The 25,350-nt window shown below is 41.9% G+C and carries 30 protein-coding genes; 12 read left to right on the top strand and 18 right to left on the bottom strand.

All coding sequences use genetic code 11. The annotated features are described in order from the left end of the window. Positions 1 to 584 precede the first annotated feature (584 nt). The 7 genes from NRI27_RS14395 to NRI27_RS14365 all read right to left on the bottom strand — a co-directional run bounded on the left by NRI27_RS14395 (position 585) and on the right by NRI27_RS14365 (position 4,669). On the bottom strand, positions 585 to 1,358 hold the full coding sequence (locus tag NRI27_RS14395; protein WP_371391350.1) for a sulfite exporter TauE/SafE family protein: 774 nt from the start codon (positions 1,356 to 1,358) through the stop codon (positions 585 to 587). A 60-nt stretch (positions 1,359 to 1,418) separates the two neighbouring features. Continuing rightward, positions 1,419 to 1,646, bottom strand: coding sequence for a sulfurtransferase TusA family protein (locus NRI27_RS14390; protein WP_317944925.1), 228 nt, complete (start codon positions 1,644 to 1,646; stop codon positions 1,419 to 1,421). Positions 1,647 to 1,675: 29 nt separating this feature from the next. Next, on the bottom strand, positions 1,676 to 2,803 hold the full coding sequence (locus NRI27_RS14385; protein ID WP_371391348.1) for an MBL fold metallo-hydrolase: 1,128 nt from the start codon (positions 2,801 to 2,803) through the stop codon (positions 1,676 to 1,678). A gap of 48 nt (positions 2,804 to 2,851) precedes the next feature. Further along, positions 2,852 to 3,415 carry a sulfurtransferase TusA family protein gene (locus NRI27_RS14380; RefSeq protein ID WP_371391346.1) on the bottom strand — a complete coding sequence of 188 codons (564 nt, stop codon included), beginning with the start codon at positions 3,413 to 3,415 and terminating at the stop codon, positions 2,852 to 2,854. A gap of 51 nt (positions 3,416 to 3,466) precedes the next feature. After that, on the bottom strand, positions 3,467 to 3,763 hold the full coding sequence (locus NRI27_RS14375; protein WP_317944921.1) for a rhodanese-like domain-containing protein: 297 nt from the start codon (positions 3,761 to 3,763) through the stop codon (positions 3,467 to 3,469). An 83-nt stretch (positions 3,764 to 3,846) separates the two neighbouring features. Beyond that, positions 3,847 to 4,326, bottom strand: a complete 480-nt coding sequence (locus NRI27_RS14370) for a DsrE/DsrF/DrsH-like family protein (RefSeq protein ID WP_371391345.1) — start codon at positions 4,324 to 4,326, stop codon at positions 3,847 to 3,849. A gap of 79 nt (positions 4,327 to 4,405) precedes the next feature. Beyond that, positions 4,406 to 4,669 (bottom strand): metal-sensitive transcriptional regulator, encoded by a 264-nt coding sequence (locus tag NRI27_RS14365; protein WP_371391361.1) that lies wholly within the window; start codon positions 4,667 to 4,669, stop codon positions 4,406 to 4,408. 254 nt (positions 4,670 to 4,923) lie between these two features. Here NRI27_RS14365 and NRI27_RS14360 point away from each other — a divergent pair, with 254 nt between their 5' ends. Then, positions 4,924 to 5,145, top strand: coding sequence for a DUF2187 family protein (locus NRI27_RS14360; protein WP_317944917.1), 222 nt, complete (start codon positions 4,924 to 4,926; stop codon positions 5,143 to 5,145). A gap of 47 nt (positions 5,146 to 5,192) precedes the next feature. Here the strand turns inward: NRI27_RS14360 and NRI27_RS14355 are convergent, their stop codons facing one another. Beyond that, complete coding sequence (locus NRI27_RS14355) at positions 5,193 to 6,215, bottom strand: YeiH family protein (protein WP_371391344.1); 1,023 nt, start codon at positions 6,213 to 6,215, stop codon at positions 5,193 to 5,195. Between the two features lie 111 nt (positions 6,216 to 6,326). Here NRI27_RS14355 and NRI27_RS14350 point away from each other — a divergent pair, with 111 nt between their 5' ends. The 4 genes from NRI27_RS14350 to NRI27_RS14335 all read left to right on the top strand — a co-directional run bounded on the left by NRI27_RS14350 (position 6,327) and on the right by NRI27_RS14335 (position 10,254). Continuing rightward, complete coding sequence (locus NRI27_RS14350) at positions 6,327 to 7,223, top strand: LysR family transcriptional regulator (RefSeq protein WP_317944913.1); 897 nt, start codon at positions 6,327 to 6,329, stop codon at positions 7,221 to 7,223. Positions 7,224 to 7,278: 55 nt separating this feature from the next. Then, positions 7,279 to 7,938: a lysoplasmalogenase gene (locus NRI27_RS14345; RefSeq protein ID WP_317944911.1), complete on the top strand. Its 660-nt coding sequence runs from the start codon at positions 7,279 to 7,281 to the stop codon at positions 7,936 to 7,938. Positions 7,939 to 8,043: 105 nt separating this feature from the next. Further along, positions 8,044 to 9,270, top strand: coding sequence for a peptidase T (gene pepT, locus NRI27_RS14340; protein WP_371391343.1), 1,227 nt, complete (start codon positions 8,044 to 8,046; stop codon positions 9,268 to 9,270). 15 nt (positions 9,271 to 9,285) lie between these two features. Next, positions 9,286 to 10,254, top strand: a complete 969-nt coding sequence (locus NRI27_RS14335) for a DMT family transporter (protein WP_317944908.1) — start codon at positions 9,286 to 9,288, stop codon at positions 10,252 to 10,254. A gap of 48 nt (positions 10,255 to 10,302) precedes the next feature. Here NRI27_RS14335 and NRI27_RS14330 read toward each other — a convergent pair whose 3' ends face one another. Next, positions 10,303 to 11,595, bottom strand: a complete 1,293-nt coding sequence (locus tag NRI27_RS14330) for an ABC transporter permease (protein ID WP_371391342.1) — start codon at positions 11,593 to 11,595, stop codon at positions 10,303 to 10,305. Positions 11,596 to 11,949: 354 nt separating this feature from the next. Between NRI27_RS14330 and NRI27_RS14325 the strand changes: the two genes are divergently transcribed. Beyond that, complete coding sequence (locus NRI27_RS14325; RefSeq protein WP_371391341.1) at positions 11,950 to 12,450, top strand: hypothetical protein; 501 nt, start codon at positions 11,950 to 11,952, stop codon at positions 12,448 to 12,450. A gap of 159 nt (positions 12,451 to 12,609) precedes the next feature. On the opposite strand, the gene NRI27_RS14320 is transcribed toward NRI27_RS14325, so the two are convergent. The 6 genes from NRI27_RS14320 to NRI27_RS14295 all read right to left on the bottom strand — a co-directional run bounded on the left by NRI27_RS14320 (position 12,610) and on the right by NRI27_RS14295 (position 19,011). Further along, positions 12,610 to 13,713, bottom strand: a complete 1,104-nt coding sequence (locus NRI27_RS14320) for an ABC transporter substrate-binding protein (RefSeq protein ID WP_317944902.1) — start codon at positions 13,711 to 13,713, stop codon at positions 12,610 to 12,612. After that, positions 13,710 to 14,516 carry an ABC transporter ATP-binding protein gene (locus NRI27_RS14315; protein ID WP_317944900.1) on the bottom strand — a complete coding sequence of 269 codons (807 nt, stop codon included), beginning with the start codon at positions 14,514 to 14,516 and terminating at the stop codon, positions 13,710 to 13,712. The genes NRI27_RS14320 and NRI27_RS14315 overlap by 4 nt, the downstream gene beginning before the upstream one ends. Positions 14,517 to 14,520: 4 nt before the next feature. Next, positions 14,521 to 15,342 carry an ABC transporter permease gene (locus NRI27_RS14310; RefSeq protein WP_371391339.1) on the bottom strand — a complete coding sequence of 274 codons (822 nt, stop codon included), beginning with the start codon at positions 15,340 to 15,342 and terminating at the stop codon, positions 14,521 to 14,523. 308 nt (positions 15,343 to 15,650) lie between these two features. Beyond that, positions 15,651 to 16,001, bottom strand: a complete 351-nt coding sequence (locus tag NRI27_RS14305) for a rhodanese-like domain-containing protein (protein WP_371391338.1) — start codon at positions 15,999 to 16,001, stop codon at positions 15,651 to 15,653. Between the two features lie 14 nt (positions 16,002 to 16,015). Further along, a complete protein-coding gene (locus tag NRI27_RS14300; protein WP_371391337.1) occupies positions 16,016 to 17,407 on the bottom strand; it encodes an MBL fold metallo-hydrolase in 1,392 nt (463 codons plus the stop codon). A gap of 332 nt (positions 17,408 to 17,739) precedes the next feature. Then, positions 17,740 to 19,011 (bottom strand): acetyl-CoA hydrolase/transferase family protein, encoded by a 1,272-nt coding sequence (locus NRI27_RS14295; RefSeq protein WP_371391336.1) that lies wholly within the window; start codon positions 19,009 to 19,011, stop codon positions 17,740 to 17,742. A gap of 93 nt (positions 19,012 to 19,104) precedes the next feature. Here NRI27_RS14295 and NRI27_RS14290 point away from each other — a divergent pair, with 93 nt between their 5' ends. The 6 genes from NRI27_RS14290 (at position 19,105) to NRI27_RS14265 (ending at position 23,106) form a co-directional block, all read left to right on the top strand. Beyond that, positions 19,105 to 19,812, top strand: coding sequence for a hypothetical protein (locus NRI27_RS14290; protein ID WP_371391334.1), 708 nt, complete (start codon positions 19,105 to 19,107; stop codon positions 19,810 to 19,812). Between the two features lie 64 nt (positions 19,813 to 19,876). After that, entirely contained in the window at positions 19,877 to 20,206 is a 330-nt protein-coding gene (locus tag NRI27_RS14285; protein WP_371391333.1) for a CHY zinc finger protein, read from the top strand. A gap of 105 nt (positions 20,207 to 20,311) precedes the next feature. Continuing rightward, on the top strand, positions 20,312 to 21,265 hold the full coding sequence (locus NRI27_RS14280) for a calcium/sodium antiporter (protein ID WP_317945623.1): 954 nt from the start codon (positions 20,312 to 20,314) through the stop codon (positions 21,263 to 21,265). Positions 21,266 to 21,562: 297 nt separating this feature from the next. Then, positions 21,563 to 21,811 carry a DUF3923 family protein gene (locus NRI27_RS14275; RefSeq protein WP_371391332.1) on the top strand — a complete coding sequence of 83 codons (249 nt, stop codon included), beginning with the start codon at positions 21,563 to 21,565 and terminating at the stop codon, positions 21,809 to 21,811. 63 nt (positions 21,812 to 21,874) lie between these two features. Then, the gene (locus NRI27_RS14270) at positions 21,875 to 22,270 is read left to right on the top strand and encodes a group-specific protein (protein ID WP_371391331.1); all 396 of its coding nucleotides are present in this window, start codon (positions 21,875 to 21,877) and stop codon (positions 22,268 to 22,270) included. Positions 22,271 to 22,383: 113 nt separating this feature from the next. Then, positions 22,384 to 23,106 carry a metallophosphoesterase family protein gene (locus NRI27_RS14265; RefSeq protein WP_371391330.1) on the top strand — a complete coding sequence of 241 codons (723 nt, stop codon included), beginning with the start codon at positions 22,384 to 22,386 and terminating at the stop codon, positions 23,104 to 23,106. 150 nt (positions 23,107 to 23,256) lie between these two features. Here the strand turns inward: NRI27_RS14265 and NRI27_RS14260 are convergent, their stop codons facing one another. From NRI27_RS14260 to NRI27_RS14250, 3 genes are read right to left on the bottom strand one after another with little or no spacing between them, the layout of a single operon-like run. After that, the gene (locus NRI27_RS14260; RefSeq protein WP_371391329.1) at positions 23,257 to 23,763 is read right to left on the bottom strand and encodes a hypothetical protein; all 507 of its coding nucleotides are present in this window, start codon (positions 23,761 to 23,763) and stop codon (positions 23,257 to 23,259) included. Continuing rightward, the gene (locus tag NRI27_RS14255; RefSeq protein WP_371391328.1) at positions 23,760 to 24,242 is read right to left on the bottom strand and encodes an NUDIX hydrolase; all 483 of its coding nucleotides are present in this window, start codon (positions 24,240 to 24,242) and stop codon (positions 23,760 to 23,762) included. The genes NRI27_RS14260 and NRI27_RS14255 overlap by 4 nt, the downstream gene beginning before the upstream one ends. A 25-nt stretch (positions 24,243 to 24,267) precedes the next feature. Then, a complete protein-coding gene (locus tag NRI27_RS14250) occupies positions 24,268 to 25,341 on the bottom strand; it encodes a metallophosphoesterase (RefSeq protein ID WP_371391327.1) in 1,074 nt (357 codons plus the stop codon). Positions 25,342 to 25,350 lie beyond the last annotated feature (9 nt).

Raw genomic sequence — 25,350 nt, 5'->3', positions numbered from 1 at the left:
AATGCCTGATCAAACGAATGTGTCAACAGGGTATTTTCCCAGTTATCACCGCTTAAGAAGGTTTTATCACCGCTCGACGTCTTGTTATCACCGCTCGCGCGCACTTTATCACCGCTTATGACCACTTTATCACCGCTCAATCCGCTTTTATCACCACTCGCCCATTTTATAGGAATTAATCACACTTAGTATGCCATGTCTTCAAGGCATCTTCCCTAACCCGCAGCGAATCGATTTCGCGGGTGGATCAAAGTAGATGGCGTGAAACGTCGCGCAGAAATGCTTTTGACAATTTAACGGTTTGATTAGTGACACGTAGCGGTTATGCAGCGTTATCACCGATTCGGGGGACGTTATCACCGATTCAGAGCACTTTATCACCGATTCTCGAGCCGTTATCACCGATTCGGGACACTTTATCACCGATTCTCCACTATTACGTTTTTTCATCTTCAATCTGACTCGTTCACCGGATACTTTTCCAGTTATCAAAGCTCAAGCCCCCATCCAAAAAAGCGATACGAAAAAGGACATCATCCTCTTTCGCATCGCTTCTATCAAATACCTTCAAGTCACTCACTGACTCAAAAATCCAACCAAATTTTAATCGCTGTCCCTAAAATCAACACTGCCAAAATCGTTTGCAGTACTTTCGTATTCATCTTCTGCCCAGCCTTTGCCCCTAATGGAGCGGCAAGAATACTGGCTACAATCATAATAGCTGCCGGGCCGTATAATATTTGGTCTGTCACAACCTTACCGACAGTTGAACCAATGGAAGAGATAAACGTAATCGCAAGAGACGTTGCAATCGTCATGCGTGTTGGGATTTTTAGCACGACAAGCATAATTGGTACTAAGATGAACGCACCCGCTGCACCGACAATTCCAGCTCCGATTCCTACGATGAATGAAAGGCCAGCCGCGAGCCATTTGTTGAAGACAACTTGATCTGCCGGGATATCGTCAAGTCCCTTTTTAGGAACGAACATCATCACCGCTGCAATGGTTGCTAAAATCCCATATACGAGATTAATCGTTCCCTCGGAAATTAAGTTCGAACCATACCCGCCGATGAAACTCCCTAACAATATTGCACTCCCCATATAGATAATGAGTGTTTTATTCAAATAGCCACTTTTCCGATATGCCCACACACCTGAAATCGTGGCGAAAAACACTTGAATTGCACTAATTCCGGACACTTCGTGTGCAGAAAATGCAACGAGTCCAAGCATTGGCGGAATGTACAGCAACATCGGGTATTTAATAATCGAGCCACCGATTCCAACCATTCCTGAAATATAAGACCCCACAAAACCAATGAGGAATATAGTAATGATAAACGCCAAATCCATCTCGTAATTCCTCCTTTTCATTAGGAAAAGGGTACCTGGTTAGATACCCCTCCACGCTAATTAGCCTTTTTGAATGTAAAACGTGAAGACGCCTGCATCTTCTTTTTGGTCAAGCATTTCATGACCACTAGACTTTGCCCATGCTGTCAAATCAGCAACGGAGCCTTTATCCGTTGTCAGGACTTCAAGGATTTCTCCAGTTTCCATTTCCTTCATCGTCTTTCTTGCACGTACGACCGGCATTGGGCACGCCAACGCCTTTGCATCTAATACTTTTGCGATATTCATTTCAAATCTCTCCTTTTAGTGTGTGTGATTTATCTTACTGCACAACGGTTTGGACCAATTTCCATCTCGCGTTGTGTGTCTTCGTCTGGTACAACTTTCCCCATGTTCGTTTGTCGAATCTCTTGATAAGCATTAGGTTGTGGCGGTAAATTGCCCGTTACCAATTCACGGAACTCCGCTTCATCCTCAATGTTCAATCCATGATTTTTTGCGAATAAAGTACCCAACTTCTCAGCAACACTACCATCCGCATTCAATTCCTCAATAATCATGAAGTGAGCTGGAAGAACAACTAAGTCTTCCGCAAGTTCACGGTAACGGCGATACAACGTTTCACGTAAATCGCCAACCCAATCCTCTGCTAACCCTGCAAGATCCGGTCTTCCGATTGAGTCAATGAATAATATATCCCCTGAAAGTAAGTACGCATCATCGACGATAAAGGAAGTCGATCCGATTGTATGGCCTGGAGAATACAATGCTTGAATATCAATTTTCGTATTCCCAACTGTAATTGTCCGACCATCTTCTAACGGGGCATACTCGAATACCACTTCCGTTGCGTCTTTTGGCGGAAGCCAATAAACACCATTGACCGCCTCTGCAATTTTACGTCCACCCGAAATATGATCCGCATGCAAATGAGTATCGAGCACATTTGTAATCGTTACCCCTAGTTCATTTGCATAGTTAATAAACACATCTGTCATTCTCGTTGCATCGATAATTGCCGCTTCTCCGTCAGAGACGATCATATACGAAAGACAACCTTTACCGATACGAACGAATTGATATATGGCTCCCCCGTCCTTCAAGTCACCGACTTTAACAGGCTCTAAATGCTCACTCCAAGCTTTCATACCACCTTGTAAATAGTGAACATTTCTTCCTTCTTCAGAAAGCATTTCTGCGACAAAGATTGAAGATCCTTCCTTCGCACAAATGACCACAACGTCTTTATCCGTCGGAATTTGGTCAAGAACGTCTTCGACTCCATCCAACAAATCGAAATAAGGGACGTTCAAGTATTGAATATTTTCGCCTTCCACTTTCCAATCTTCAAATGCATCTTCATTACGCACATCCAAGATGAAAAATGATTCTTTTGCAATTACCTTTTTAGCAAGTTCTCCTGCTGTCATAGCTGTAACCGTCATGCTTATATCCTCCTCTTACATTTCGTTTAGTTTGTAAATCAACACACATTACATGGACTTTTCCAATGCTCCATTCCAACCACTCATACCGGGAACAACATTTTTCACATTCACAAACCCAGCATTCGTCAGTTTTTGTGCTGCCAAATCGCTTCTACTGCCGCTTCGGCAAATCACATAGATCAGGGAATCTTTATCAATCGACAAATCGGCATCAAGATCACCCAATGGTACGGATTTTGCACCGGGTATATGTCCGAAAGCATATTCCGCCTCTTCACGAACGTCTAAAAGAATAATTTCCGCCCGATTCGTAAGCAACGTCTCCAATTCTTCATTTGAAACAATATGGGGGTACGTTTTTTCCTGGATTTCATCAGCATTCGACTTTCTTACATAGTGCGTGAGTGTTCCATCCTGTTCAGTCGTACCTAAGTATTGATGACCGGCACTCGTCGCCCACGCTTTCAAATCTGCTGTCGATCCTTTATCCGTCGCTTGAACTTCCATAACATTGCCCGGCGCCAATTCTTTCATCGCTTTCCGCGTTTTCACGATTGGCATTGGGCACGCCAAACCTTTCGCATCCACAATCATATCTGTCTGTATCATTTCAGCACTCCTTTATGCCCATAGGGGTATATTGGTGAATAAAAAAATTTGTTACTCCACGTCGCCTTCCCAGGCAAGCATACCACCTGTCATATTAACCACTTTATAGCCATGACTCTCAAGTAGTTGTGTCGCCATTCCACTACGGCCACCGGAACGGCAAACCATTGTGTATTCAACCGATTTATCCAATTCATGCATACGGAACTCTAACAAACCAAGTGGAATATTAACCGCCCCTGGAATTTTCCCTTGAGCTACCTCATCGACTTCACGCACATCGATCAGATGCACTGGTTGCTTTGCAGCCAACTTCTTCGCCACTTCACTTGTCGTAATGTCTTTCACGTCCAAAACCTCCTATTTTTGTTGTATGAAGTGACCATTCAACCAAGAATCGATCACTTTGCGCTGTTTTCGATTCTCTTGATTTAAATAAACAAATCCACATTGCCGTCTTCAGCGTCCGCTAAGTAAGCAGCTACGCCAGCGTACTCAATTCCTTCCATTAGCTCTTCTTGCTGAAGGCCTAACAGATCCATCGTCATTGTACATGCGACTAACTTTATATCTTGTTCTTGCGCTAATTCGATTAATTGTGGGAGTGTCATTGCATTATGCTTTTGGATGACGTGCTTGATCATTTTAGGACCGAACCCTGCAAAGTTCATCTTTGAAATGCCCATCTTATCCGCACCACGCGGCATCATTTTCCCGAACATTTTTTCAAGGAATCCTTTATTCACGGGAATTTGTTCTTCTTTTCGAAGTGCATTTAATCCCCAAAATGTGTGGAAAATCGTCACTTCATGATCATATGCAGCTGCTCCATTTGCAATAATGTAGGCGGCCATAGCCTTATCGTACTCTCCACTGAATAAAACAATGGTCGTCTTTTTTGTTTCCGTCAATTCAATCTCCCTCTCTTTTGTATATTACCATACCCCGTAAGGTATATTACCGTAGAAAAAGAAAAGAGTCAATGATTTTTTATCGACTCTTTACTAACAAGTCTACAGCTTCTTTCACAATGGCTTCTTGAGTCATCGGATTATTTTCATCTGCATTTTGAATACAGGAAATGATATTGGAACTGACAATGACGCCAATCGTCCTGTCAATTGCTGAACGAGATGCAGATAATTGTGTGACGACTTCTTTGCAATCTTTGCCTTCTTCGATCATTCGTAGCACGCCTTTTATCTGACCTTCTATTCGTTTAAGTCGATTTACGACTTTATCATCATAATGCAAATCGAACAGCTCCTTTCTTAACTTTATAGTAAACATCATATACCCCTTAAGGTATTCTGTCAACTATATTCATTTTAATACGTTTACGTTTCAGCAAAGTTCGACAATTTATGTTATACTAGTGTTAGACAACTTGATGCACATCGTTTTCAATCAGCTAGTTGTTTTCATCTTGCATTCTACTTGCTTAGGACAAGCCTAAGCATTTTTTCTTTCGGAATGCATGATGAAAAAAGACAATAGGAGGGATTCGATTGGCTTTTCCACGTAAGGAGAAAGACGTTTCTGATTTTGTCTCAGCTCGTCATATCGATGAAGAAATCACATTTGTTCGGAATGATCATGAAGTGAACGGGACGATTCAAAAGATTCTCGAGAACTCAGTCATTGTAAAGATTTCAGACGATGATGCTGACCGGATTGGAGCTGCATCCAATCTTACTGTCGTTGCACACAAGAACTATTCTGTCCATTAATTTATATGAAAAAGGGCTCTTCCACTAGCGAAGAGTCCTTTTTTTGTTCAAATAATAAAATAGGCTAAAACAGAAACGCAAATTGACACAATCGTCATGGCCAACAACGGTTTCATGGCACGATCTCGTAAATCCTTCAAGCTAACGTTTAATCCTAGACCAACCATCGCAGCAGTCAATAACCAAGTTGTGAGTGTGCTGACGCCTTCCATAAAACCAGCAGATACAGGGATGGAATGCCCTAACACATAACTACCGAAAATACTTAGTAAGATGAACCCAACAAGGAACCATGGGAATTCAATTTTATTCTGCTCTTCGTCTTGCCCTTTGCTTTTACGTTTCATGAGATATATGAGAATAAAGCAGAGCGGGACGAGAAGAAATACTCTACCTAACTTCGCAAGTAACGCAATCGCTAACGCATCTTCTCCAGCTGGTGCAGCCGCAATCGCTACGTGGGCAAGCTCGTGCAAACTCATGCCCGACCAAATGCCGTAATCTGTCGGAATAAGCGGAACGATTGGTCGCAATATTGTATAGCCGATTGCAAATACTGTCCCCATCAGTGCGATGATGCCGACACCGATTGCCGTATCCTCATCCTTCGCTTTTACGATTGGCGCAACCGCTGCAATGGCGGCCGCTCCACATACCCCCGTCCCTACACCTAATAGGAGGGAGATGTTTTTATCCGCCTTCATCCACTTTGCGAGTAACACCATTGCCCCGATTGCAAACGCAATAATGACCGCATCCCTCACTAAGAGCCCTAATCCATCTTTGAAGACAACGTCGATATTTAACTTCAATCCGTACAAAATTATTGCTAATCGAAGTAGCTTTTTAGACGAAAACGTAATCCCTGCACGGAGCATTTCGGGATAGCCAAATATTTGTCTGAATGCTACTGCAATAATAATGGCACTTGCCAATTGGCCAATATGGTCAAAACCAGGCACTTTTGCTAATAAAAATCCTAAGAGTGCAATGAAAAATGTAAAAGCAATCCCGGCGATCCATAAGGCATTTTTATTCCCATTCTTGTTAGTCACAGAATCTGAAGCCATTTTGCAAACACCTCCTGCTGTTAGAATAAACGTGTACATATGATAAGTAAAATAAATTATAATAATAGGTATGATAAGTAATCAGTTATTAATAGAGAGGAGTGGGTCATCATGGATCAGCAGCTACAAGTATTCATAACAGTCGCAGAGAAACAGAGCTTTTCGCGTGCGGCTGAAGAGCATCACATGACGCAACCCGCCGTCAGCCAATACATTCGGCAGTTGGAGGAGCAAATCGGGTCAAGATTGTTAGAGCGGACGAATAAATACGTTCGGCTCAATCAGGCAGGAGAAATTGTGTATCATCACGCAAAGGAAATTCTCGCATTGTATACGAAAATGCAAAATCTTGTCGATGATGTCGTACATAAAGCAAGTGGACCGTTGTCAATTGGCGCAAGCTACACGTTTGGAGAATATGTCCTACCACGTATTATCGCCAATTTAAAAGTGAACTATCCTGACATCTTGCCTACCGTTACGATTGGAAACACAACAACAATTGCGGAATTAGTCGCAAGTCACCAGCTGGACATCGGAATTGTAGAAGGTTCATTCAATGCATCGAAATTAATCGTAGAAGATTTCGCGGAAGATCGGATGGTAATTGTTTGTTCAAAAACGCATCCACTTGCTAACAGGCGGGACGCAATTGAGTTAAAAGCTTTAGAACAGGAAATGTGGATTGCCCGGGAACAAGGATCAGGAACGAGGGCTGCAATGGATAATTTATTTCACCAACATCAAATTGCCCCGAAAAAACTGATGAATTTTAGCAGTACGCAGCCGATTAAGGAATCCGTTGAGGCTGGCCTTGGCATTAGTCTTCTCTCTCACTGGTCCATTAAAAAAGAGCTGACGTGTGGTGATTTACAAATGATGCACGTAAAAGGGCTCCCTTATCCAAGAAAATTTTCAATTGTCACGAGTACACCCTTTCAAACGAAAGCCCTCGATGTCTTTATCGACATTTTACGGACGAATAAATTATTAACGACACTCAATTAGCAGGAATTTCCCTTCTCTCTCTCGAACTACATGAGAGAAAGGAGATGTACATACTGTGAGAAGTTTAGTCGTAGCAGCAATCATTGTTTTTAGCGCTGTTTATATCTTTTTCATTCCACCGGAGCCGGTTAGCTTTAAAATATTCATGAAACTGATTCCGATGGCACTCATCATTCTCTTTGGCGCCTTAACTTTACCGCTCGTCTCTTCAACCTATAAAAAAAGAATCCTGTTCGGGTTATTCATCTGTATGATTGCGGACGGTGTCATTTATTGGTTCATGGCAGGATTGGTGACGTTTTTCATCGGACATGTCATCTATATTTTCGCCTTTAAACAAGCTACTCGAAAGAAAATTCCTATTTGGGTAGCGATTTTACTACTTGCCTACGGAATTGGAATGGCCGTTTGGATTGCGGGCTCCCAATTCATGGCCGATCAATTCGTTTTAGGGATCGCCATACTTGCGTACATTGCGGTCATTTTAACGATGGGCTGGATGGCGATAAAAACCGGACTAAAACTCGCCATCATCGGTGCGTTACTCTTCATGTTTTCCGATTCGGTCCTTGCAATTGACCGTTTTATCGTCGAAATCCCTTACCGCGATGCGTTCGTGATGATCACTTATTACGCAGCACAAGTATTGATTGCTGCTAGTATCGGAAGTCGCGTCGTTAAGTATTCCGTAAATCGAAACAATCTGATAAGATGAACATAGCTATTTATCACGTATACAACGCGTCCATATAATAGATTCAAGGCTACATGGACGCTGACGATACAATAAACGCACTTTAACCTCGGGAGGTAGTTTCGAATGAAAGAAAAATTGATTGAACGTCTAACACGCTATGCAAAAATTGATACACAGTCTAACGCTGACAGTACGTCGACCCCGTCGACGCCAGGACAATGGGATTTGCTGCACGTTCTTGAAAAGGAACTGCAAGAAATCGGAATGGAAGAAATTACGTTAGATGAAAACGGCTATTTATTTGCCTCATTGCCTGCGAATACGGACAAAGAAATGCCTGTTATCGGCTTCTTGGCGCATGTTGATACGGCAACGGACTACACAGGGAAAAACGTCAATCCTCAACGAATCGACGCGTATGACGGACAGGACATCCAGTTGAATGCAAATACGACGATGGCCGCTTCTGCGTTTCCTGAGTTAAAAAACTATGTCGGGCATACATTAATTACAACGGACGGTACGACACTACTCGGCGCTGACAATAAAGCCGGAATTGCTGAAATCATGACAGCCATGGAGTACTTGATACAACATCCAGAAATTAAACACGGAAAATTACGCATTGGGTTTACACCTGATGAGGAAATTGGACGCGGACCACATAAATTCGATGTCGAAGCATTCGGAGCAAATTATGCATATACGATGGACGGTGGCCCGATTGGTGAGCTTCAATATGAAAGCTTTAATGCGGCAGGTGCAACGGTAACGTTCCACGGAACGAATGTGCACCCTGGTTCCGCAAAAGATAAAATGGTGAACTCCATCTTACTTGCTAATGCATTTCAAGCAGCGATGCCCGTCGATGAAATTCCTCAGAAAACAGATGGGTATGAAGGGTTCATTCACCTAATGGATGTGAGCGGGTCTGTTGAGAAGACGGAGTTGAGTTACATCATCCGTTATTTTGACCGTGAAACGTTCGAAGCGCGCAAACAGCTGATGATTGAAACAGCGGAGCAGATGAAAAAACAACACGGTGATCATGCAGTAGAATTGGAACTCGTGGAGCAATATTTCAATATGGGTGAGAAGATTGAGCCTGTCATGGAAATCGTGGATATTATTGCGGATGCATTCAAAATGCTCGATATTGAACCGAATATTGTTCCTATCCGCGGCGGCACGGACGGTTCACAGCTTTCCTATATGGGGATGCCAACACCAAACATCTTCACAGGCGGTGAAAACTATCACGGAAAGTATGAATATATTTCCGCAGACAATATGGTAAAAGCAACAGAAGTCATTATCCAAGCTGTTCAATTATTCGAGGAACGCGCTTAAGGAGGCTTACCCCTTATGAAAGCCATTTGGATTGGGATCATCTCTGCGTTATTTTTTGCAGTCACTTTCGTTTTAAATAGATCGATGGAAATGTCGGGAGGCAGCTGGTTATGGAGTGCTTCCCTCCGCTATTTCTTCATGGTCCCTTTCCTTATTGCCATTGTCGCTTATCGAAAGGGGCTCGGTAATATGCGAAAAGCGATGCTCGCTACGCCAGTTCCGTTTTTCATTTGGAGTGTCGTTGCATTCGTATTATTCTACGCGCCTTTGACGTTTGCTGCAGGCTATAGTCCCGGTTGGTTACTGGCAGGAACGTGGCAACTGACGATTGTTGCAGGGGTCCTGCTTGCACCACTGTTCGTTATCGTCGTTCAGACGAAGCACGGTGAGCAACGAATCCGACAAAAAATTCCGCTTGCGTCGTTGGGGATTACGTTGGTCATATTTATAGGGGTTGTGATCATTCAAATACCGAATGCAAACAGTGTGGACGCGCGGACATTCGTGCTCGGCATTCTTCCGGTACTCCTTGCTGCATTTGCCTATCCGTTAGGAAACCGAAAAATGATGGACTTATTACAAGGTCGATTGGATACTTTTCAACGTGTCCTTGCTATGACATTGATGACGATCCCTGTTTGGATTGGATTTGCAATTTATGCACTACTCACTGTCGGTCCACCGTCTACAAATCAAGTCGTCCAATCGTTAATTGTCGCCGTTAGTTCAGGCGTCATCGCGACGACACTATTTTTCCTGGCAACGGACCTTGTTCAAAATGACCAAGGGAAACTTGCAGCCGTGGAAGCAACCCAGTCGACTGAGCTTATTTTTGCAATGATTGGCGAAATGCTCATTTTACATATCGCCTTACCTGGCACACTATCACTAATTGGCGTAGTAGTCATCATCATTGGCATGGGCTTGCATAGTTATCAGACGGCTGTCGCGAATAAACATAAAACTGCCAACCTCCCCGAATAACGCTCGTTCCATGATGCGGATTTATCGCGATCATGGAACGTTTTTGCTTCAAGCCGATTCAATTCGAATCTTAGCCGGTCTACGAACGATTAATTTTTCTTGTAGTGTAGCGAGCAAAAATGTAGCCATCAATACGAGCACAGTTGCTAGCGCGAGCGTCATCATCCCTGTTGAAAACGAAAACGTAAAGTTCTTCATCGTTACGGCCAGTTCGTTTGTAACTACTTTTGAAACTGAAAAGTAGTGGAATGGACTGTAAGGAGCAAAGGCGGATAAGGACGATGCCTCACTCATATTCATGCCTAAAAATAGTGTAGTGAGCACTAAACTTATCGCTACAGGCACTCTTTTTGTTAGGACGGAGAATAAAAACAACAGGGCATAACAAAACAAGAGTACCATTATGAATAAAATCATCGATTTGATTAAAAATGTGCTCATATTCATAAAGTAAAATGAATATTTTTCTCCGTATATGAGCACTGGATAATTCCAATGGCCAAGGCGGTCAAAAATGGTTCCGAGTAATAAAGCGAAAACGCCTATACCGAAAAGGAGTAGGAGCGTAGCAATTACGACCGTTACAAATTTACTCACAAGGATGTAACCACGTCGAATGGGTTGGCTTCGAAGCAATTGAATCGGTCCGCTTGTGCCTAATCGCTCTCTTGTTACGATATCTCCAAAAAGCAATAGAAAAAAACTGGCCCCAAAAACACTAAAAATAACCGAGAACAGATGGTGCACATAATAAATACCTGTAGATGAATATTTCGTACTGAGTTTCTTAATCGATTCTTCCAATCCAGGTAAATCATAAACAACATCATATGCCGTTCGATAAGCTAACGAGTTAATCGGGTAAACGGGAATGATTTCGTGTTCCCGCATCCATTTGTACTGTTCATAATTGGTTTCGGTTGTAAAAAGCGTCTGCCATGTAGAAGTATAATAATCAAAGTTAGCAAGATCACGCTTCACAATCGGTTCCAAATGATCCAATTCCATATCTAACAAGGCCATCCAATCTTCATTTTTATATCCGTTTAGCTTTACTTTATGTTCTTCGATAATGCCTTTTAAATCAGTAATTCGCAAAACTACTTCTTCGTCATCCGCTTTAACTTCGCCCTTCTTGATAGATTCCTCTAGTTCAGCCAGTTCATTTGAAACGTTAATGATCTTTGCTTCTGACTCTGCTTGTAAGTCGTTTGCTCGAATTGTATTGGTATAGATAAAAACAAAATAAGTAAGTACAAAAATAGAAGAAATAAGAAGCATTAGTTGAAAGAATTTAGATTTCATTAATTTTGTCAATTCGAATTGTATTAAGTTCAACATAATGACAACTCCAATCATTTTACTCTGTGGGAGGTGTGCCTACCAGCATACGCAGTACATTCTATGTATATTATGTAATAGATATTTCCATCTAGGAGAACACTGCTCTTGCAGAGATTCTCCTAGATAGTTCTACACTTTGTGCCCGAAAACATGACTAGAGCCATACTACATGCAACCAACAATCCAACAAGTTTCTTCATTACTTACACCTCCTAAATAGTATTTTTTCTTACACTTATTACTATTTCTACACCCACACCAATAAACCTTTGAATATTCTTAAATTTTTATTTAAATAAATTTTTTTAATGGTAATATATTGAATAAGTAACCTAGAGGGGGAGAGTATATTTGAAGAAATGGGTAATACTGTTGTTTTTTTCTGCCACCTTCATAGTAGGAGGTTGTTCTAATGAGACACCGGCACCTGATTCATTACAAAATGAAGAGGTTGAACTTGGTAGACCAGATGGACTCTTTCAAACGAGAATGGCTGCATTTAAGCCCAAGTATTCAAAGCATTGCTGGGAGGACGAAGAGCAATCTTGCGCATTTGAACCGTTTAACCCAACAAGAGCATTAGAAGATGGAATTCCTACTAAGAGCGGTCCAGGTGAAAAAATTATACTGGGGCTATCTGCTGACGCAAATTCTAATGTGCCACAACCAGATAATTATCGTGTGTTTCTATATGCAGGCGAGGATGATCCTGGAACTCCGATTGACGTAATCGACAACAAAATTACCGTTCCTGAGGAAAAGGGAAAGTATTACTATCATGTCATTGCCGAGTGGACTGAAGACGTAAAAGGCGAAGCGGTTTTCATCTTTTCAATCACCGTAAAGCCGTAATGGGGATACCATTCAACTGTTCCTCACCATCAAGCATTACAACTTCTGGAAATATTTCTTTAGGGTATCAATGAAGCTCGGACAAGTTAAAACTCGATAGAATCAAAAATCGCGTGAAACCAAGTTTCGAGAACCTTGGTTTCACGCTGTGCAAATCATTTATTCCTCGTAAACCCCTATAACTTCTACTGCCTCTTCGGTCAATGATGTATCAATTGCTTTATCAAAATCGATATCTCCTAGAATTGCTCCATTTGCGTTGTACGTGTCGTATTGCTTTTTAATATCTTCTACGAACATTTTGCCGTTTGGATCGAGTCCCGTCACGAAGACGCGATCCCATAGCTCAGGGTCTTTCAATGCCGTGTGCTTCACCATGATGTCAACGATTTCAGCCTTGCCAATGTCTTTGAAGAAGGCATCATTGTAATCTCTTACTCCTTTTAAATACGCTGCCATGAAGCGTAAGGAGATTTCTTCCTCCCCCATAAATTTCGGTGAAGCAAGCACCATAGCAATTTGTGATTCAGGCGCATAATCGGTCGTGTCTCCAAATCGTACGTGGAACCCCTCTGCAATTCCTTGTGCGATTAACGGTTCAATACTAAGCGCTGCATCAATTGTTCCCGAATCGATTGCTCCTAACATTGTACCAAAGTCAGCCATATGGACATACTCTACGTCTTCCTCTGTTAATCCTGCATGTTTCAACATTTCTTCGTAAATATAGCCATCAATCGAGTTTCTGGACGATACGCCAATCTTCTTGCCTTTAAAGTCCGGATAATCTTTTATTTCGTCCACCATATGATTGCCTATTACAAACGAGAAGTACGATTTTCCAGGCATATTATGTCCTTTATCTGCAATGATCCTCACGTCGATACCTTGCGCAATTGCATTGAAGAATGAAGCAGTCGAGACGCCTCCTGCAATATCCACTTCCCCAGCCGCTAGTGCCGGCAGCATATCATCACTGTTGGCGAAATCCGCGAAATCCACCTCAATGTTATAGTCTTCAAAGTAGCCTTTTTCCTTCGCGATATAGAAGCCCGCTCCTGAAGCAGCGCCATCTTCTGCGATTAACACCTTCACACGTTTATCGAGCGGCGCTAAGTCTCCGGATGGTACTTCTACTGTTGTATCTCCAGGATCCTTCCCATCCGTCGGTTCTTTTGCAGGTTCTTTCTTGGCACATGCGCCTGCGAGTAATAGAACAAACGCAACTAACAACATCCATCCAACTCGAAATCCTTTCCTCATGTTTTCTCCCCTTTTCGACCGTTTTCTTTTCTTGACCGTTGCACTTCGTGTTGCAAATGATTCCAAATGTCGACAAACTGTCCCGCCATAACAGGGTCTTTCCGTATATCTTCAATCGTCCGGGGTCTTGGCGTATCGATATGGATTTGATTAATGATCTTGCCTGGTTGAGCACTCATTAATAAAATACGATCTCCGAGCAGCAGTGCTTCATCTATGCTATGGGTGATGAAAATAACGGTTTTCTTTGTTTCAGCCCAGATTGATAGCAATTCTTCTTGGAGGATAAATTTGTTTTGTTCATCCAACGCTGCGAACGGTTCATCCATGAGCAAGATTTCCGGATCATTGGCAAATGCTCTGGCAATGCTTACCCGTTGTTTCATGCCCCCTGATAGTTCTTTTGGATACAAATGTGCGAACTTATCCAGTCCGGTTTTCTTCAAATAATAGTCCGTTCGATCTCGAATTAGTGATTTCGGCATTTTTCGCATCTTTAATCCGAATGCGACATTTTCCTTCACCGTTAGCCAAGGGATAATGCCCCTTTCTTGAAACACCATTGATTGCAACGGGCGTCCCTCTTGTACGGAACGAATTTCGAATTCCCCTACACTCGGTTGTTCAAGGCCAGCTAAAATTCGAAGTAACGTCGTTTTACCACAACCGCTCGGTCCGACAATACAGACAAACTCCCCCTCACCAATCGAGAGGGAAATGTCGTCGAGCGCTGTCACACTTGCTTGTTTTTTGTAAAAGGCTTTCGTTAAATTTCTAATTTCAATTTTCGATTCTTTACGCATCTCATCACCTCCAAGGTAGCAACTTTTTCTGAACACCGCGAAGCAATAAGGAGAATAGATAGCCGAAAAATGAAATCAGAATGAGTCCGACATACATTTCCTTCAGCAGGAAGGCTTTGTAGGACGTCCATATTAAGTATCCGATTCCAGAGGTAGCCCCCATCATTTCTGCGGCAACAATTGTCAACAAGGCGATTGCCTGCCCCATTTGAATGCCTTCCAACATGACCGGGAATGCCCCGGGTAACGCAATCTTGAAAAAGAACTGCACCTTTCCGGCTCCATAATTATTCGCAACGTCCAAATAAATTCGGTCAATATTTAACACACCTGCTGCCGTATTAATAACGACAGGGAAGAAAACACTTCCAGCGATCGTAACGACTTTCGACAAATCACCAATCCCAAAAAGAATAATGATGATCGGGAGCAAAGCCAATGTCGGAATTGGCATAAGCGCCATCACAATTGGCTGGACAAAATGCCGAATTGGAGAATAAAGCCCCATCAGCAATCCAATGACAACTCCAGGAATAACGCCTGCTAGGAATCCAGCAAAAATCCGGTACAACGAAATGCCGATATGTTCAGCCATTACACCACTCGTCACCATGTCGAAAAAAGTGCCGATAATTGCGGAAGGTGGCGGAAAAAAGCGGATATCCATGATTCCCGTCCTCGACAACACTTCCCATACGAGCAATAGGAAAATCGGAGAAGCAATTGTTAACAGTTGCTTATACCGTTCCTTTGATTGTCGTTGCTTCCACTCCCGCTGTTCCACCGCAAACGGATCCTGTTCAACAAACACTCGATCTTTTTTCAACGTTCACCACCTCTTCATATCATTAATATGTATACGCCTATCCAGATGGTTGGGCAGAATGGGCTGGATTTTAGGGATTGAGAGGGATTTTTGTCGGTGTGGGTAGGCATTTGGAGATTGAGGAGGTTTTTTGGTGGAGATGTGGAAGGGACTTGATTTCTTGAGCGTGGAACTCGATTGCTTGAGCGCGGGACAACATTATTAAATGCATGCGAGTCATTTCTTGTATCCGCCAAGGACCGTGCCACCGACGCGATTAAAAAAAGCATCCCGCAGCACTAGAGGCTGTCGAGATGCTTGCTCAATTGTTAACGCCAGGCGCTCATGCCGCCTTTGACGTTCGTAACATTTGTAAAACCGGATTTTTTTAGGATGTTGGCTGCTTGTGCGCTGCGCATGCCACTTTGGCAAATGACGATTGTTTCCTTGTTTTTGTCGAGTTTGTCCACTTTCGCTTTGAGTGTGTTCAACGGGATGTTTTGAAATTCACGGATGTGATTTCCTTTGTATTCTGCCGGTGTTCGTACGTCAATAAATTGTTTCGATTTGTCTTTCAGCAGTCCTTTTACGTCATTCGTTGAAATTGTTTTTACGCCTTTTGCCGGCATCATGCGCCATACAAAAAAGGCGACGATTGCTAGGATGAATATCCATTCCATGGCCGAAATCTCCTTTATTTTTCAGAATAGGTGGCCGTATATGCGCTATACCCGCCAGCCATATGTTTTACATTGTTGAATCCTCGTGCTTTTAATACACTGGATGCAATTGCAGAACGTGCGCCACTTTGGCAATGAACAAGTAATGTCTTGTCTTCCGGTAGCTCAGTCGTACGCAATTTACCTAAGAAATGATGGTGCGCTTCCTCTAGATGTCCATCGTTCCATTCTCCGTCATTGCGGACGTCGATGACAAATGCATCTTCGTCTTTCATTTCCTTCACAAAGTTCTGTACGGACAACGTAGCGTAACTTTCCGTCTCAAGCCCTTTTAACAAAGCTGGATCTGCGAACGCAACAATTGCGTCAAACCCAATGGATTGCAATGCTTTTTGTACATCTTCTTGCTCAGTCTCTCCTGCTATGACGACGAGTTTTTCATCGTACCTTACTAACCAACCCGCCCAATTTGCAAAGGCCTTATTGAATGGGATATTAATGGATCCTTTCAGCAAGTCTTTATCAGCAGTTGTTGCCGGCCTTGTATCCAAAACGAGAACGCCATCTTCCGCAGCCATTTTTACAAGTTCTTCACTTGACGTGAGCACGCGTACTTTTTCATCGCGTAAGATGGCAGGTCCAACTTTGTTCAACTTCTTCATCTCAGCGAAATAAACAGGTGCTTCCGGCTGGTCTTTCAACAGTTCCGTGACAAACGTTTCTTCATCCGTAATTTGAAGTGCCCAGTTAAATTTCTTTTCATATCCGACTGTTGAAATGGGTACGGCACCTAATGATTTACCGCATGCCGATCCTGCGCCGTGCCCAGGCCAAACGACAAGATGATCTGGCAGTTCCTTGAACCGTTGGACGGACTTGAACATATCACGAGCACCACTCTCTGCAGTACCACCGATACCTGCCGCTTTTTCAAGCAAATCTGGACGTCCAACATCACCAACAAACACGAAGTCCCCTGTGAAAATCCCCATTGGATCGGTTGCGCCGCCTCCACGATCCGTTAACAAAAATGAAATACTTTCAGGCGTATGTCCTGGTGTATGCCATACTTCAAAATCAATATTTCCAATTGAAAACTTGGAACCTTCCGTGACAAACTCCACCTCAATACCATCTGTGTACGTATACTTCCAGTTTTCATCGCCTTCATCAGACAAATACAGCTTCACACCTTGCACCGCGAGTTGACGGGCACCTGAAACATAATCAGCATGGATATGTGTATCAGCTGCCGCTGTAACGTGTAGTCCTTCTTTTTCAGCCGCTTGTAAAATATGATCAAATTCACGTGGCGCATCAATAATAATCGATTCACCCGTCCGTTGACATCCGATTAAATATGCATTCTGTGCTAAATTTTCATCTGTGAATGACTTAAAAAACATATATACCCCTCCTGGTATTATTTTTATTTAATATACCATGAGGGGTATTAGATTGCAATGCATTTGTTTGAAAAGATGAGGCTGGGACATAACATAAAAAACTGCATAATAGGCTAATTCGCCGTGATGCAGTTTTTTTATATTTTTCCAATGTTTCTTTTCGAATTCATGAGTGAATCGGAGCGGAAAAAGGCCGACTCCTGCGGGATTGTAGCGCGAATGTTGAGACCCCGCAGGAAGCGCAGCGGACGAGGAGGCTCAAGCGCGCCCCGCGGAAAGCGTGCCTTTTGGAGCGCAGAGGAACGGTCTATTTAGAGTTTTGTCCCAGCCTCTCAGTCAATTAACCCAAATTCTTTTGCATCAAACCACAATTGTTCTCTGAATTTCGGATGCGCAATGCCAATCAATGCTTTCGCGCGTTCAGCAATCGATTTGCCATGTAAACGTGCAATTCCATACTCCGTTACAATATGATCGACATCGTTTTTTGAAGTCGTCACTATCGATCCTGGACTTAGATGCAGATTAATGCGTGAAATCGTATCGTTTTTTACTGTCGAATGCATGCATACATACCCTTTTCCGTGTTTGGAGAGCCGCACCCCTCTTGCAAAATCACCTTGCCCACCACTCGATGAGTAATAACGTCCACCGACCGTTTCGGACGCACATTGTCCATAAAGGTCGACTTCTGTCGTTGCATTAATTGACACCATATGTTCTTCTTTTGCAATTTCATAAGCATTATTGACAACACTTACCGGCAAAAATTCCACAGATGGATTATTATCTAGAAAATCGTATAAACGTTGTGTTCCAAAAGCAAACGCTGCGACAATTTTCCCTTTATGGGTTGACTTTCGCATTCCATCAACAGCTCCAGCTTCAACCAGGTCAACAATTCCATCGGTAAGCATTTCCGTATGAATGCCTAGATGACGCCGATCCTTCAACATACTCATGACTGCATTCGGAATGGCTCCAATGCCAATTTGCAACGTATCGCCATCTTGAATCTCTTCAGTAATATATTCGGCAATCTTGCGGTCTTTATCAGAAATGACTGGACGAATCTCTTCTGTTAACGGCTGATCATTTTCTATGTATCCTAAAATCTGACTACGATGAATGACGTTTTTACCGAATGTCCGCGGCATATGGCGATTCACTTCAAGGATAAAAGGAACTTCACCGATGAAGTCCGCGACATAATCTGCTTGTGTCCCAAGTGAAAAATAGCCGTGCTCGTCCATCGGTGATGCAACAGCTAGGACGATCGGATTTGTAGTTGTCTTTTTTAAGAGCGGATACAGTTCATGGAACGAATTAGGTATGAGTTCTACGTTCCCGTCCCAATATGCTTTTCGTGTCGCTCCGCTGAGAAAATAAGAGATATGTGAAAGATGACCTTTCATTTTACCGTTTATATAATCTCTTTCTCGTAATGCTAACATTTGATGCACGTTAACGTTTTGCAACTGCGTATAATTTTCTTCCAATATATCAAGTAGCTTGTGCGGCTCTCCATTGGATAGTGGAATAATAAGATCCATCTCATTTTTTACAAAGTTCATTACTTCCGCTTTTTCAAGACGTTTTGTCACCCACAACACATCCCTCATTTTTGTATTCAGTATAGCCCAGACTGAGCGCTCGCTCAACTTGTTGTATCATGCAAAACTATTTATACTGGAACTATGAAAAATTTAACAAGCGAACAAATTAGACAGTTGAATAGTTATAGTGTGTACCTAACTGAACCCGTTCATCCTTTATTTACACTTCAAGACCTCTTACATGAACAGAAAACACTGGATTGCTTGAACGCTGTGCAAGTAGTTAGTGGAAGTCCAAATTTGACGGTAGCAGCTTCCTTTATGATGCGTCGAGTCGGTATGTTTGTTGCCATGCAGTTTTATAACCTCGCAGCCTACGGAGATATTTGGGAAGGAGATGCAAGCAAACTTTCATTTGGGGCAATTGAGGAGTACGGAAATCGAACGGTTAGTCTCTATGCCGATGCAACTGACTGGCAACCTATAGATGATGATGCACATGAAGAAGCGATTCGAAAGATTTTACGACACGCACATGCAGTCATCAAGCAGTTGCGAACGGTCACTTCGGTTTCACCGTTGACGCTTTGGGAAAATATCTTTGGTTTCCTTCTTTGGCAATATCACGTGCTTCTTGGCAATCCAGCGACTTCAATGGAAGCTCGGATAGACTTGGATATCCTAAAAGACGATCAAACGTGGACCGGCATCGCCTCACACTCTTTGTTCGCAAATTATTTACAAGGGTGTGAGCCATCTGATTTGCTGAATACGACTGTGCGGACGACTTGTTGTTTTTCAAAAGATGTACCCGGCCTTATTCAGTGCGGATTTTGTCCGTTAAAGTAAAAATCACACCTTACAGGACTCTCACCTTATGAACAGGAATTTATGCAAACAGGAGCGTGGTTGAATGCTGTGCCATGGACATGATGTACAAGGGAGTCTCGTCGATCGCGAAACTCGTTGTGTACATTACCATTCTAAACTGGATATCATCGCAATTAAGTTTTATTGTTGCGGCTTGCACTTTCCCTGTTTTTCATGCCATGAAGAATCTGGTTGTGGGCATCCCGCCGTTTGGCCGAAGGAACGGTTCAATGAAAAAGCAATACTTTGTGGAGCATGCGGATGCGAAATGACTGTCGAACAATATATGAGCTGTCATTCAGAATGCCCGTCTTGTCGAGCCAAGTTTAATCCCGGTTGCAACTTGCATAAGGCTTACTATTTTGAAGTGTAGATTGCTTTGCATCCAAGCTTATAATTGGTGCAAAACGGGTATGTATGGATAGCGATTAGAAGATACTCGAAACAATAAGTAAATGTGATAGGGGACATCAAACACATGGCATATGTTTTATTAGTCGTTGGATTTATTTTATTAATAAAAGGAGCTGGCTACTTTGTCGATGGCTCTTCAAACATCGCAAGATTACTCCAAGTTCCGCCAATCCTCATTGGGTTAACCATTGTCGCATTTGGAACAAGCTCTCCAGAAGCGACTGTCAGTATTATCGCAGCATTGGAAGGAAGTGCGGACGTTGCAGTCGGAAATGTTGTTGGGAGTAATATCTTTAACATTACGCTCGTCGTAGGATTGGCCGCTTTCCTTTATCCTTTGAAGGTCGAAAGTGAAACGATTCGAAAAGAAATCCCGTTTACGTTACTTGCAAGTGTGGCATTGCTCATCCTGATGAGCGACATTTTCTTGCAAGGGTTCAGTAGCAATATGATTACACGCAGCGATGGTTTCATCTTCCTCTTGTTTCTTTCCATTTTTATGTATTACGTCATTGAAATTGGCCTAAAGAGCAGGAAAAATGCGGTGAATGAACCTACCCCTAAAAATATCACTTGGGGTAAAAACATTGTTATGACTTTACTCGGGCTTGCCGCAATTATTTTCGGGGGAGATTTGGTCGTCGATAATGGAACAAAAATTGCCTACTCTCTAGGCATGAGTGAAACATTGGTCGGTCTAACGATTATCGCTATTGGAACTTCTCTTCCTGAACTCGTCACGTCAATTTCAGCAGCATTGAAAAAACAAAGCGAAATTGCGCTAGGGAATATTGTAGGAAGCAATATCTTCAACATTCTATTTGTACTTGGTGCTTCGTCCGTCATTTCGCCATTAGCGGTGAGCGATAAAGTGTTTACAGACGTCGTGCTCATGATTATTCTCACTGTAGTCTTATTGGTGTTCTCACGGACAGGTTTCAAAATTGGAAAACGTGAAGGTTTCGTACTTGCGGCGGTTTACGTTATTTATTTGGTTTATATTATCGTACGGAATTAAGAGCGGCTGATTAGGATTAAGCCACTGATTCTGTACTACCCTATAAGAATCCAAAATGACAATGCCGTAACGATGAACAGCTGTAGCAAGTAAAAGATAAGCGTTAGAGCAAGTTGTTTAAACAATGATACCGACATTTTAACGTAACGATAATATTTAGGTAAATCAAGATTATACTTTTTACATCAAAACCTAATTACACCTTAAGCCGTAGTGTGCAATATAACTCAGGTCCATTTCCAAATATTCTTATGCACTATAGAATAGAGATATTCTGCTAAGATAAGGAGTGAGATTATGCGCAAGCTATGGCTTTATTGGTGGATAGCTAACATTTTTTGGGCTGTTATTTTTTCAGTAGGTACTGCCTTCGTCTGGCTTAGAGATATTGATGGTGCAGGCGTTACACAAACACCCGAGGCAAAATTAATTGCATTTTCATTATTATTGATCGTATTTATTTTCCCAGTAATCCTTCAAGTTGTTTGGTTAATCGTTAACATAGTAATTATCAGCAAAAACAAAAATAACAGATATCATGCATAAATCTGGGCGCAGTTTTCAAGTAGCAACTGCGCTCAATTTTATTACATTAAGGAGAAAATACATATGAAAAAGTTCTATGTAGCATCCAGCTTTCAGAACAAAGAAATCGTTCGCCATGTAAGTATGCGGTTAGTAGATAAAGGATACATTCATACTTATGACTGGACAAAGAACGATCGTGCTTCCACGATTGAAGAGTTAATGGAAATCGGACTACAAGAAAAAAATGCTGTTTTGGAGGCAAATTTCATTATCGTTTTATTGCCAGGTGGAAAAGGCAGCCATATTGAATTGGGCATTGCACTCGGCCAAGGGAAAACAATATATTTGTACTCGCCAAATGATGATATCAATAATTTTGAAACAACTAGTACCTTTTATCATCTATCCAATATTGAAAAATGTACGGGAACTATCGATGAGTTAATCGATATTGTTACAACTAGACAGATCACATGACGTTCCTTGAATGCACGCATTCAGCTGATAGTGCTTGAAGTTTAGTGGTCGGATTCACATGGAATTATTATCTTGTTCAGAAGAATATTTCACATTGATCTGGGGGGATTAGTTTGTCAAAAATAGCCATCATTTCAGATATTCATGGGAATTTAACTGCTTTAGAAGCCGTGCTGGAGGATATTGAAAAACGTGGTGTAGAACGAATTTTTTGTTTGGGAGATTTGGTAGGGAAAGGTCCGCGGGGTTCTGCATGTATTAAACTTGTTAGAAAGCACTGCGAGAAAGTCATTTATGGCAATTGGGATGTATTTATCCGAGAAAAGACAGATAATGAAATCCTAAAATGGTTTCAAAGTCAGCTATCAGATGAAGATTTTAATTACTTAGCTTCCTTACCATTTTTTATTGAATTTGAATTGAACGAGAAGCTAATTCGTTGTTTCCATGCCTCACCAAGGAGCGTTTTTGAGCGAATTGCACCTGAGTATCATCCAAAAGAAAAGTGTTTATCTCTCTTTGAAAATAGTGAAGAAACACAGTCTCTACATAACAAACGGACGCCAGATATTGTGTTTTATGGAGATATTCACATAACATTATTAAGAAGCTATGAGATCGGCACCCTTTGCAATGTAGGAAGTGTGGGTTTAGATTTAATCGATGCTACATATGTCATTGTGGATGGTTCTCATGGAACAAATTCCATTAACTTTGTGCGCGTTCCTTATGATAGAGAGGCAGAGCTTAAGGCGGCAAGGGAATTAGAAATGGTAGGTTATGAGCACTATTATAAAGAGATTATGTATGATCAGTTTATGGAATCAAAGAAATAATATCATCTATTGAAAGATTGTACACCATATAGACCCGGGAAAGCCGTCACAAAGACGGCTTTTGCACGGAAAAGCAAAGCATTACAAGTAAGGTGTTTAAAACGGACACTTTCCTCTCTAAGAGATCGATAAAAAAGGAAGGACAATCATTCAGGGCTTATTCGCAGGTGACCCTTCCGTTTGCGGTCTTTTCCACTTTTCAATAAACAAATAAATGAACATCGGCAATACAGACAAAACAATAAACAGAATTGCCAATTCCAAAAATAGCATATTTATGCGATAGACAGGAATTTTCATGTCCATTAAATCTTTAATAGGATCTGCACCTATGGAGAGAAGGAGTAAAGCAAAGACAAGTTCAAATCCCCAAGTTCGTAAACGAATGATTTTTTCCGGCAACTCTATCTTCAGCAACTTCTCAAATGGAAGCTTTTTATTCGAATAGGAAGAAGCCCATTTATGTAGCGCGTAACCAGTAATACAGATTACACTAAAAAACAACAATTTGCCGATTGGATAACTTAGAATTTGTGATAATAAGTACACTAGGAGTAGAATTGTCACAGTACCTACAAGTACAATCCCCGCTTTTCGTTTCACATCCACTGTCACATGCCACTTCATCGGTGGTAATTTTACTTGTCGTTTCGTCATACTTTCTGATCCAACTTTACACTGAATTCCGGATGTGTCACATATTCCATATAGGCAACGGCACCACTACCTTCCAAATATTTCTGAAAACGCGTGCGATACGCAGGTGCAGAAATGTAGTCGAGGACAAGCTCTTTTTGAACCCAACGGCTATCGGAAGTTTCTTCAGATGTGCATAGCTCCCCGCCTATCGGGACACACGCGAAATCCATCATCACCTTTGTCGGCACATCAGTTACTCCGTCATACCATTTATGGATACCCGTATTGGAATAAATACCGATCAGTCTCGTTACCTCAATATCAATGCCACTCTCTTCCTTTACTTCCCGGCAAACGGCATCCATTAGATTCTCACCCACTTCGACTTGCCCACCTGGAAATACCCATCCTCCATGTTTCGTTTTGACGAGGAGAATATTGCCAGCTTCGTCCTCTACAATTCCACCTGCAGCTACAATATGTGTTGGCATAGCCATTTCCCTATCCCCTTCCATGCTCTTTTTACTCAATACACTCTTTTGGAATCCAACCTACGCTCCCATCACTCTTCTTAACGAGCGTGAATCCTTCACATGTAGCATTTACGATTGAAACGGTTTCTTCTTTCTTCACACTAAGGAAAGTCGTACTTACATCGCCCTTGCACATGCCATTATCTATGTATTCATTCTTCACCCATTGCTGGATATTCAATTTCACGTTTTTGCAAAGTGTAAAATAGGATTCTTTTTTAATCTCAATAAGCTCATAGTTCGGATACGTCACCGTCCCAACTCGATTCGTTAAGTCCATATGGTCCTGTACAATTTCCTTTTCTTCTAATTCATCCACATACGTACAAGTTATTTCTCCGTTTTTAATAATAAGGGCATTTAATTGTCCGTCTTTTTTAATGCCATTGCCACCATCCAATGAGATAATTCTCTTAGTAGTATCTATCACAGGGAAATTTGAACTAACGGTTTCAGAACGGTAATTGACGACTGGCCAATGCCCGACGATGACCATATTGTCCAACTGATGACCTTGTTCATAAAATAAAGGCATATACAAAGCAGATTCGAGACTTGTATTTCTCCAATCTTCCCGATTTTCCACACCTGCATGGATAACAATGAATTCATCTGTCTCATAACCAACTGGTAAGTGATCCAGCCAATCGAGTGTTTCACCAAAATATTCTCGATAGAACTCCCCTAACTCCTGCAACGACGGGAAGTGCTCAAGTTGACGGTCATGCTGTTTCAACATTTCATTCAAAATGGAATGCGGTTGTTTCGCCATATAGTTTTTGATACCCTCCACATTGTTAAAAACATATTGGTGCACGACATCACAATTCCCTTTTGTAACAAAAACCCGATCTGCACAACTAGCAAGTTCTCTTGCAAAGGCAACCGTCGCAAGGCTGTCTGGCCCCTTCTCGCAAAGATCTCCATTGATGAACAAGTAATCTTCCGTTGTGTATTGGACCTTTTCAAGTAATCTTTTAAACAATGGCAAGTTTGCATGTATATCTGACACGATAATAATTCGTCTGTTTTTATCCAAATCCAATGGCTGAATGTCGATCAAATGCCCCGT

Origin of the sequence: Sporosarcina sp. OR05 (genome assembly GCF_041414805.1) — a bacterium.
Lineage (GTDB): Bacteria > Bacillota > Bacilli > Bacillales_A > Planococcaceae > Sporosarcina > Sporosarcina saromensis.
Note: the sequence above shows the minus strand (reverse complement) of the source record. Positions and strands in the feature narration are given on the sequence as shown.